Source organism: Fictibacillus fluitans, from assembly GCF_030418125.1.
GTDB lineage: Bacteria > Bacillota > Bacilli > Bacillales > Fictibacillaceae > Fictibacillus_C > Fictibacillus_C fluitans.
On record NZ_JAUHTR010000001.1, the window covers coordinates 675276 to 685501 of the forward strand.

A 10226-nucleotide genomic window follows, 5' to 3' on the forward strand; every position below is an offset into this window, starting at 1 on the left:
GCTTACATTATATTTTGAGCATTCATGTCAACCGAAATCTGGAGGCCGTTGGCGTCCATTTCCGGCTGAAAATGCTGAAGTAACTCTGAAATCATTTCACTTAACTCAGGTTCATTTTTGTATTTTATCATGACCTGGTAGCGATATCTATCTTTGATGCGGGCGATCGGCGATACGACCGGCCCCAGTATGATAGTGCCCTTTGACACCTTTTGAGAAAGATAGGATGCTGATTTCTCACTCGCATCCACGACTTTCATCAATTCCGGATGCGTGAAGGACAGCAGCGTCAAAAAATAATAGGGAGGATATTTGTGGTCCCTCCTGATTTTCATTTCATTATCATAAAACGCATGATAATCATGCTGAGAGGCAAGATCAATACTGTAATGCCCTATAGTATAGCTCTGGATCACCACTTCCCCGGTAAGCTCATGCCTGCCGGCTCTTCCGCTCACCTGCGTCAGCAGCTGAAAAGTTTTTTCTGATGCTCTGAAATCCGGAAGATGAAGCATGGTATCCGCTGCAAGCACCCCGACAAGCGTGACCTTTGGAAAATCCAGGCCCTTAGCGATCATTTGTGTGCCCAGCAGGATATCTGCCCTTCCCTGGCCGAATTCGTTAAGCAGCTTCTCATGGCTTCCTTTCCTTCCGGTGGTGTCAACATCCATCCGGATGACCCTCGCCTCGGGGAGGAGCCTCGCAAGCTCTTCCTCCACCTTTTGTGTACCCGTACCGAAAAAACGGATATATTGACTCTCGCACATCGGGCAGCGCGAAGGCATGGGTTCCTGATGGCCGCAATAATGGCATTTCAGCATATGCTGGCGCTTGTGGTACGTCAGCGAAATATCACAATGCGGACACTCACCAACATAGCCGCAGTCGCGGCACAGAATGAACGATGAATAGCCTCTCCTGTTTAAAAAGAGAACCGCCTGTTCCTTCCGTCCGAGCACTTCCTTTAACTTCGTGAACAGATCCCTCGAAAACATGGAGCGGTTGCCTGCCCGAAGTTCCTCCCTCATATCGACGACGGACACGGAAGGCAATTCGCGCTGATTAACCCTGTCGCTCAGCTCACAAAGGGTGTAAACCCCTTTTTGTGCTCTTGCATACGATTCAAGAGACGGTGTCGCGCTTCCAAGAATGACGGGACAGCGGTGGTATTCTCCCCGGTGAACGGCTACCTCTCTGGCATGATAGCGGGGATTTTCTTCCTGCTTGTAGCTGGATTCATGCTCCTCGTCAATTATTATTAAACCAAGGTTTTCAAAAGGGGCGAATACTGCCGACCTGGCCCCGACAACCACCGATACCTCTTTGCGTTGGATCTTGCGCCATTCATCATATTTTTCTCCAGCGGACAAGGCGCTATGCAGCACCGCAACGCGGGAACCAAAGCGCGCTTTAAACCGGTTCACCATTTGAGGCGTCAACGAGATTTCCGGAACAAGAACGATGGCCTCCTGCCCTTTTTTTATTACTCTGTCTATGGATTGAAGATATATCTCTGTTTTGCCGCTTCCCGTTACACCGTGAATCAAAATCGTTTCATGCCGTTCTTCCTCAAGCGCAGACAGCACCGGCCGAATACATTGTTCCTGCTGCACAGTAAGCGGCAGCGGTTCCGTTTGCTTGAATTCCCGGTTGGCATAGGGGTCACGATATATTTCTTTTTCAATCGTCTGTACAAACCCTTTTTGTTCCAGTGACTGTATGGCCGACCGTGTGGTATCAAACATTTCCAGCAGATCCTTCTGCACGACCGGTTCATCGGACTCCAGTAAAAAGGAAAGGATTTCGCGTTGCTTTACCGCCTGTTTACTAAGAGAGTCCATGTGCTTTTGAACCTCCTCTCTTGTCCCTGCTGCCTGCACAAGCTTGATTTTTTTCTTGGTCACCTTGTCTGCCATTTGATAGATAACTTCCAGATGATTTTTCTGGACCAGCCGCTGGAACATCCCCAGCGGTGTTGGGGAGACCTTCAGCAAATCTTCCATTGGGATGCGGTCGCGATGCCTGAACCAGCCGGCTGCTTCCTCAGGCAAATCTTCCACGGAAATACCATTCACCATTTTAAATTCTTTCTTATAGGACGCTTTCAATGCCGCAGGGATCATCGCCTGATACGCAGTAATCAAAAAGCAAAGCGTCTGTTTGGAGACCCACTGGCCGAGCTGCAGCAGTTCCTCTGTTAATACAGGAACCGGATCAAGCAGCTCATTGATTCTTTTCAGCTTTTTTACGGACGGCTCTTCTGCCAGTCCCATGACAAACCCCTGGAGCTTGCGGGGGCCAAATGGCACAGAAACCCTCATTCCCGGTTTTACCGTATCCTCCAGTTCTTCAGGAACAAGGTAATCGAAGGTGCGGTTTACATTGCTGGCCGGCACATCCACGATCACTTTGGCAATCATAAAGGCATCAGTTCCAACGCCTGAAGAAGCACTTCCTCGGCAACTTTTTCTTTTGACTGAAGCGGGTATTCGATCGATGATCCATCCTTTTTATAGATAATGACACGGTTGGTGTCCACACTGAATCCCGAGCCTTCCTGGGCCACGTTGTTGGCCACAATCATATCGAGATTTTTACGCTTCAGCTTGTCCAGTGCATATTCTTCCAGATTTCCGGTCTCAGCGGCAAACCCGACCAGTATTTGCCTTTCTTTTTTCTGTCCGAGCACAGAAAGAATATCGGTTGTTTTTTCCATTTCCACCGACCAGTTTTCCTTGTTTTTCTTCATTTTTTCATTATATTTAATCCGCGGGGTATAGTCGGCGACCGCTGCCGATTTTATGACAAGATCCTGATCAGGATATTCCTTCATAACAGCCTGATACATGTCTTCCGTGGATATCACCTCGACAAAGTTTACACCTGCCGGCTTTTCAAGCGCAGTCGGGCCGCTGATCAATGTAACGGAAGCCCCCATTCTCACAGCTGTTTTCGCGATGGCATACCCCATTTTCCCCGATGAATAATTAGTAAAATAACGCACAGGATCCACCTGCTCACGTGTCGGGCCGGCGGTTACGAGCACATGTTTCCCCTGTAGTGGCAGCTCTGCAGCAGGTTGTTCTTCCGAAAAATGCTCCTCAATACAGGCAATAATCTCTTCAGGCTCTGCAAGTCTGCCTTTTCCGACATACCCGCAGGCAAGCAGGCCTTCACCCGGCTCCACAAACCGATAGCCAAAATCCGCCAGCTTTTGCATGTTTTGCCGTACAGCCGGATGCTGATACATATGCACATTCATGGCCGGGGCAATCATTACGGGTGCCTGTGCAGCCAGTAAGGTCGTAGTAATCATGTCATCTGCAATCCCATTGGCCAGCTTGCCGATACTGTTGGCGGTCGCAGGCGCTACGACAACAAGATCAGCCCAGTCTGCAAGGTCGATATGGGCAACAACATTTGGGTTTCGTTCTTCAAACGTGTCCGTATATACTTCATTTCTGGACAAGGTTTGCAGCGTCAGCGGTGTAATAAATTGCTGAGCGGAATCCGACATAATCACTTTGACATGAAACCCTTTTTGAAACAGCTGGCTCGCTATTGTCGCTGCCTTGTACGCCGCAATTCCGCCTGTCACACAAAGAAGCACATTTTTTTTAGATGGAGTCATGGTTGGTTCCTCCTGTCTTTGTTTACATAATATATTTATGGTTGATTAATCTAAAGCTCGCAAAAACTGAAAAAAATAACAACCTATTCTCATAGGTTGTTATTGTTCTCATTCCGAGTCAGTCTTTTTGGACGTTAGATAACCAGCGTAGATTTCTTCAAGCGCTTTTCCAACATATTTATGGGAAACAGGCTTTTCAACAATTCCATTATTGCTTCTTTGAATTTCTCTGGCCCGTTTTGAAGAAAGAGTGACCAGTGAGTATTTAGAATCGATTTTGTCCATAAGGGCATCAATTGAAGGATAAAGCATAATTATTCATCTCCCAGTAATTTTTTATAGCGGTTCGTGACCCGGTCAACTTTACAGTGTTCTGATGTAATGATAGATTGAATCCTGCTGCAGGCACTGCTGATTTCATCATTCACTACGGAATAATCGTAATGCTGCATCATTTCAATTTCTTCCCTGGCAACGGTCATCCGGTTGTTGATAAGGTCCTCGGTTTCTGTGCCTCTGCCCACAATGCGGCTCCGCAATTCTTCAAGGCTTGGCGGTGTCAGGAAGATAAATACTCCCTCTGGGAACGTCTTTCTCACTTGCAGTGCTCCCTGGACTTCAATTTCCAAAATAACATCACGGCCCTCATCAAGTGTCTGATTCACATACTCAATCGGTGTACCGTAAAAATTTCCAACATATTCTGCCCACTCAAGAAGCTCGTTATTTTCAATCATGTGATGAAACTCTTCTTTTGTTTTGAAAAAATAATCTACCCCGTGTACTTCTCCGGCGCGCGGAGTGCGGGTAGTCGCTGAAACCGAATATTGAATATCCAGTTTTTGCGCACGCAATGCTTTGCAAACAGTTCCCTTGCCGACACCGGAAGGTCCTGAGAGCACAAACAAAATGCCCCGTTCTGTATCCATACTTACCTCCACCTAATTTTCTTCCGTTCCCTCTTCAATCGAGAGCAGCCGCTGTGCCACAGTTTCAGGCTGAACAGCAGAAAGGACAACGTGATCGCTGTCAGTTATGATAACTGCTCTTGTTCGCCTGCCATAAGTTGCGTCGATAAGCATGTTCCCGTCCCTCGCCATTGTAATGAGACGTTTGATCGGTGCTGATTCCGGACTGACAACGGATATGATTCGGTGTGCTGCCACAATGTTTCCATAACCAATATTTATTAACTTCATGTATATAACCGCTCCTAACGTTGGTAGTTCTATTCTAGCCAGAACGAGCAAGATCATAATCATTTATGTACAAATTAATTACATGTATGGATATGTCCGTACCCAGCACATTTATATCATTTTAACATATTCCCTCGTTATTCTAAACAATTTTGGCTGTGTATACAAGCAAGAACCCAAAAAAGTGATAAAAACAGGGGTACTGTTCCTATCACTTTCAGTTCTTTTTCTACAGTTTCTTGAACGCCTGAAACCCTGTAAGTGCAAACGTGGGTATGGCGGCCATTCCCATAACAAGAAGCCAATCGCGGAACGACAGTGGTACCGTATGGAAAATCCCCTGCAGGGGCCCTATATACATAACGACAAGAAGAAGTGCTACGGACGACAGCACAGCCAGCACAAGCGCCATGTTGCCAAATGGATTCCTGTGAAGAACCGAACGCTCGCTTCTGCAGTCAAATACATGAATAAGCTGTGCCATCACGAGCGTGCAAAAAGCAACGGTCTGGGCTTTCATAAGCTGATCGGGATGTTCGTTCAGCGCGGTCCAGAAAGCAAGTATGGTGACGGCGCCGATCATAAAGCCGCGGGAGACGATCTTCCAGCCCAAGCCCCTTGAAAATACCCCTTCATTAGGTTTCCTTGGCCCCCGCTTCATCACATTATCCTCCGCTGGATCAATACCGAGCGCCATCGCAGGCAAACCGTCTGTCACGAGATTGACCCAAAGGATCTGAATGGGAACGAGCGGCATGGGCATGGAAAGAATCATGGCAAACAGCATGACGAGAATTTCGCCGACATTGGAAGCCAGAAGATAGCGGATGAATTTCCTGATATTTTCATAGATGTTTCTTCCTTCTTCGATCGCTGCCCGGATCGTCGCAAAATTGTCATCGCTTAACACCAGTGATGAAGCTTCTTTGGCCACGTCCGTTCCGGTGATTCCCATCGCGATGCCGATATTGGCCGATTTAATCGCCGGGGCATCATTAACCCCATCACCGGTCATTGCCACAATATGTCCTCTTTTTTGAAGTGCTTTTACAATTTTAAGCTTATGTTCCGGAGAAACACGGGCATACACATAGATATTTTCTGCTTCCCGTACCAGGTCATCCTCTGACATGAGGGACAGTCCCGCACCGTCCACAACTTTCCCACCGGCTGGAAGAATGTTCAGCTGTCTGGCGATGGCGCTTGCTGTCACCGCATGATCTCCTGTGATCATGACCGTTTTAATCCCGGCCTCATGGCAGCGTTCAATGCTTTCTCTAACTTCTTCTCTTGGCGGATCAATCATTCCCTGCAGACCGACGAATGTCAGATGGTTTTCAGAAGAAGAACCCGAAACGTATCCGTCCTTGCCTGAGAGCGGTTTATAGGCGACGGCAATTGTCCGGAGTGCCTGGCTGCCAAGGCCCATGATGGCTTCTTTAATCTGTTCCGTATGAGTTTGTTTCAGAAGCTGGCGGCGGCTATCCCAAAGCACATAGTCACTTTTTTCAAGCAATACATCCGGTGCGCCTTTGGCAATTAAAAAGGTTTCCCCGTTTTTATTCCTCACAACGACACTCATCATTTTTCTCGTGGAATCAAACGGAACTTCATCAATCATTTGAAGTGAATTAAGTATCGTTTCTTTGGCGAGTCCCGCCTTGGCAGCACTGATCAGCAAGGCCGCTTCAGTGGGATCGCCCATAATCCTTCCGCTGTCCTGAAGCTCTGCGTTGTTGCAGATAGCGCCGTAGGAAAGCAGCTGGAGAAGGCCTTCATGCTGGTCCACTCTTGCTTTTTGCCCGTTTCTTAAAAAATCTCCTTGTGTGTCATAACCGCTTCCCGTAACGTTCCAGGTCGTGCCTTCACTCCACAAATGGGTGACCGTCATCTTGTTTTGTGTAAGCGTACCGGTTTTATCGGAGCAGATAACAGTGGCACAGCCTAATGTTTCCACGGATGGAAGCTTACGGACAATGGCTCTTCTTTTAATCATCTTCTGTACACCCAGGGCAAGGGCAATCGTCACGATCGCCGGCAGCCCTTCTGGAATAGCAGCAACAGCAAGGGAAACCCCCGCAAGCACCATGCTGTATAAATCATGGCCTCTGTACACACCGGTCATAACGACCAGAACTGTCAGCAGCAGAGCCAGTCCGATCAGAATTTTGCCAAGCTGCTCGAGCTTCAATTGCAAAGGGGTGGCAAGTGCGTCCGCATTCTGAATCAAATGGGCGATTTTCCCCATCTCCGTATTCATTCCTGTTGCAATTACAATGCCTGTCCCGCTTCCCCGGGTAACCATGGTGCCCATAAACGCCATATTGCTTTGGTCGCCGAGCGCAAGCCCGCTTCCCTTGATCGCTTCCGATTTTTTGTGAACAGGAATGGATTCACCTGTCAGCGCCGATTCCTCGATATATAAGCCCTTGGCTGAAATCATCCGGATGTCGGCACCCACCCTGTCTCCCGCTGACAATTTAACGAGATCTCCAGGCACCAGTTCCTTTGCCGAGGCCGGACTCCAGATGCCGTTCCTCATCACCAGGGCGGAAGGTGCTGATAATTCCCGGAGAGCACTGAGCGACTTTTCTGCTTTTCGTTCCTGAATGAATCCCAGAATCCCATTCATAATAACGATAAGAATAATCGCGATTGCATCCAGGTACTCCCCGAGCAGACCGGAAAGGAGCGTTGCTGCCAGCAGCACAAGAACCATAAAATCTTTAAACTGAGCAAAGAAGACGAGCAGCGCTGACGGTTTTTTGCCTTCCTGCAGCTGGTTATAGCCTGCCGTCTTAAGCTTCTTCCGGCTTTCCTTTTCACTCAGCCCCGTCTTTAGGTTGCTCCCGGTCAGCCGTTCGACCTCTTCCTTCGAAAATTCATACCAATTCATTTCTCCACCTCTGCCTTGTAACGTATATAGCCATTTATATGCAGGCATGTCCGCAATAATGCTATACTATTATGGAGAGAAACAGAGGTGAGATTATGAGTTTTGACGGAATTGCAACACGCGCAGTTTCCCACGAAATCAAGAATAAACTTCAATCCGGTAAAATCACAAAGATCTATCAGCCTGATAAAACCGATTTGCTGTTTACAGTAAGAGCAGGCGGAAGGAATCATAAACTGCTGGTCTCCGCCAACCCCTCCTTCAGCAGGGTGCATTTGACGGAGCAATCCTATGACAATCCCGCCATTCCGCCCATGTTCTGTATGCTCCTCAGAAAGCATATGGAAGGATCGGTTATTGAATCGATCGAACAGGTGGAGCTGGAACGGATCATTCATATTAAAGTAAAAAACAGAGATGAGATTGGTGATATTGCGTATAAAACGCTCATTATCGAAATTATGGGCCGTCACAGCAACATCATTCTTGTGGATGATAAAACAGGATTGATCGCGGATTGCATCAAGCATATCCCGCCGTCCCTGAACCGGTACCGGACCCTTCTGCCCGGGCAGAAATACATTGCTCCCCCTCCGCAGGAAAAGCATTCACCGCTTATGGAGACTTCAGAAGGCTTCAAACGCAAAATCCAGTGGAACGAAGGGAGAATCGACAAACAGATCGTCCAGCTGTACAGCGGACTTTCTCCCCTTCTCGGCAAGGAAATCATCCACCGTGCGGGATTGTCTACAAAAGAAGCTCTTTCCGAAGCCTTTATCAAGATGATGGAGGAAGTCAGTGACAACAACTATTCTCCGCAAATGGTGGTTTCCGGGGGGAAAGAGTATTTTTCCGTAGTCGCTCTTACCCATCTTGAAGGCGAGAAAAGGGAGTTTTCATCCACTGGAGAACTGCTCGACCGCTTTCATTTCGGAAAAGCCGAGCGCGACCGGGTAAAACAGCAGGCAGCCGATCTTGAAAAGCTGCTGCACAACGAATATAACAAACTGGGCAAAAAAGTTAAGAAGCTGAAAGCCTCTCTTGTTGATACCGAGAAAGCGGACAAGCTTAAAGTTCTTGGCGAACTGCTGACCGCCCATTTATACATGGTGAATAAAGGGCAAAAAGTTATTGAGGTTGCCAATTATTACGAGGAAGATCAGCCGATGATCACCATTCCCCTGGATCCACAAAAAGGGCCCTCGGAAAATGCTCAGCATTATTTCAAAAGATATAACAAGCTTAAAACCTCTGTTGCCCATATTGAAGAGCAGCTGGAAAAAACGTATGAGGAGCTTGCCTATTTTGAGAGTTTGATTCAACAAATGGAGTCAGCTTCAGTCCGTGACGTCGCCGGCATTCGTGAGGAACTGGAGGAGCAGGGCTATGTCAGAAGAAGAAGAGTACAAAAATCAAAGAAAAACGACAAGCCGGTGCTTGAAACCTATCAATCCTCGGATGGAACAACCATTCTTGTAGGCAAGAATAATAAGCAAAATGATTATTTAACTTTTAAAAGCTCCCGCCAGAATGAAACATGGCTCCATACGAAGGATATCCCTGGATCCCACGTTGTCATTAAGGCAGAGGATGTAAGTGAGACCACACTGCTTGAAGCAGCGGGGCTCGCCGCTTACTTCAGCAAGGCAAAACACTCAGGTTCGGTTCCTGTTGACTATACGCTCATTCGGCATGTGAAAAAGCCTTCAGGCGCCAAGCCGGGCTTTGTTATTTATGATCAGCAGCAAACACTGTATGTTACACCGGATGAGGATCAATTAATGAAATTAAAAAAATAGCCGGGAGCTTTTGCTCCCGGCTATTTTTTTGCGATGGTAACAATGGCCAGACCGTCCAGCACTTCATGATGCTCCACTTCAAAAAGATCGTTTTCCTTTAAAAGTGCGGTCAGGTCACCGGAGGAATACCGGTGCCGTCTTGTTGATACATTGGCCCATTTCAGCATCGCCGTCTGCTCAAAACCGCTGATCTGGTGGTTTTTACAGTACTGGAACGCTTCTCTTTGATTCATTTTTTCTGAAGGGTTCAGCATTCCGATCGTCCCGCCTCGCTTCAGTACACGAATCATTTCTTTAATGCCGAGCTGCGGCTCAGGAAGCAAGAACATGACACACGTTGATAAAGCCAGGTCAAACGATCCATCCTCAAAGGGAAGATCGCAGGCATCTCCCACCACAAATTCACTCTTTTCGCTCCGATTGTGAAAAAAGAAATTCTGAATACTGGCTTTTACCATTTCGGATGAAAGGTCGATTCCCGTAAGCCTGGCAGCTTCATCGGCTCCCCGCAGCAGAAGCCTTCCCGTTCCGCAGCCCACATCAAGGACGTCTTTGTTTTCCCAGGACCCTGTTTTATCTTTTAATGTATCATGAACTCCTGAGAGCCATTCCGTTCTTGCCATGCTGTCAAAAAAAGAGACCAGTTCATCAAACTCTTCCCCATTCATTTTCCTCAATCAGAAGCGCTCCTTCCATCTTCC

8 protein-coding genes are annotated in these 10226 nt (G+C 47.6%); 1 reads left to right on the forward strand and 7 read right to left on the reverse strand.

Going from position 1 to position 10226, the window contains the following annotated elements:
* Nucleotides 1–2: 2 nt before the first annotated feature.
* The 6 genes from priA to QYB97_RS03300 form a co-directional block, all read right to left on the reverse strand.
* Nucleotides 3–2420, reverse strand: coding sequence for a primosomal protein N' (gene priA / locus QYB97_RS03275; RefSeq protein ID WP_301164507.1), 2418 nt, complete (start codon nt 2418–2420; stop codon nt 3–5).
* Complete coding sequence (gene coaBC, locus QYB97_RS03280) at nt 2417–3631, reverse strand: bifunctional phosphopantothenoylcysteine decarboxylase/phosphopantothenate--cysteine ligase CoaBC (protein WP_301164508.1); 1215 nt, start codon at nt 3629–3631, stop codon at nt 2417–2419. The genes priA and coaBC overlap by 4 nt, the downstream gene beginning before the upstream one ends.
* 108 nt (nt 3632–3739) lie before the next feature.
* Nucleotides 3740–3943 (reverse strand): DNA-directed RNA polymerase subunit omega, encoded by a 204-nt coding sequence (gene rpoZ / locus QYB97_RS03285; RefSeq protein WP_061969326.1) that lies wholly within the window; start codon nt 3941–3943, stop codon nt 3740–3742.
* A gap of 2 nt (nt 3944–3945) precedes the next feature.
* Nucleotides 3946–4560 carry a guanylate kinase gene (gene gmk, locus QYB97_RS03290; protein ID WP_301164509.1) on the reverse strand — a complete coding sequence of 205 codons (615 nt, stop codon included), beginning with the start codon at nt 4558–4560 and terminating at the stop codon, nt 3946–3948.
* 12 nt (nt 4561–4572) lie between these two features.
* Nucleotides 4573–4836: an extracellular matrix/biofilm regulator RemA gene (gene remA / locus QYB97_RS03295; protein ID WP_061971570.1), complete on the reverse strand. Its 264-nt coding sequence runs from the start codon at nt 4834–4836 to the stop codon at nt 4573–4575.
* Nucleotides 4837–5059: 223 nt separating this feature from the next.
* Nucleotides 5060–7726: a calcium-translocating P-type ATPase, SERCA-type gene (locus tag QYB97_RS03300; protein WP_301164510.1), complete on the reverse strand. Its 2667-nt coding sequence runs from the start codon at nt 7724–7726 to the stop codon at nt 5060–5062.
* A gap of 95 nt (nt 7727–7821) precedes the next feature.
* Between QYB97_RS03300 and QYB97_RS03305 the strand changes: the two genes are divergently transcribed.
* The gene (locus QYB97_RS03305; RefSeq protein ID WP_301164511.1) at nt 7822–9525 is read left to right on the forward strand and encodes an Rqc2 family fibronectin-binding protein; all 1704 of its coding nucleotides are present in this window, start codon (nt 7822–7824) and stop codon (nt 9523–9525) included.
* A gap of 20 nt (nt 9526–9545) precedes the next feature.
* Here the strand turns inward: QYB97_RS03305 and QYB97_RS03310 are convergent, their stop codons facing one another.
* A complete protein-coding gene (locus tag QYB97_RS03310; protein WP_301164912.1) occupies nt 9546–10193 on the reverse strand; it encodes a class I SAM-dependent methyltransferase in 648 nt (215 codons plus the stop codon).
* Nucleotides 10194–10226: the final 33 nt, after the last annotated feature.